This window comes from Bacillus sp. SIMBA_008, assembly GCF_046535495.1.
GTDB lineage: Bacteria > Bacillota > Bacilli > Bacillales > Bacillaceae > Bacillus > Bacillus subtilis.
In genome coordinates, this window is sequence record NZ_JAWRWL010000575.1 from 1 (window position 1) to 266 (window position 266).

Consider the following 266-nt stretch of genomic DNA (forward strand, 5'->3'; position numbering starts at 1 on the left):
GGTGCACTTCTTGCGCAGCAAATGCTTGGGACAGATGCATATGCAGGATTACCAGCTGCTATGTTTACAATGGGATCTGCGGTAGCGGCTTTCTTTGTTGGGAAGTTATCACAAAAACATGGTCGCCGCATAGGGCTTGCAGGAGGTTTTATAGTAGGTGGACTAGGGGCTATTGGAGTTGTGGTGGCAGCTTTAACAAATAGTATTATTCTTTTACTAGTTTCTTTACTTATATATGGCGCGGGCACAGCTACGAATTTACAAGC

Annotated in this window: 1 protein-coding gene; it reads left to right on the forward strand. The window is 44.7% G+C overall.

The genetic code is table 11. The annotated features are described in order from the left end of the window. Positions 1 to 266: MFS transporter (locus SB658_RS24510; RefSeq protein ID WP_410602984.1), on the forward strand; the 266-nt coding region annotated here is incomplete at both ends.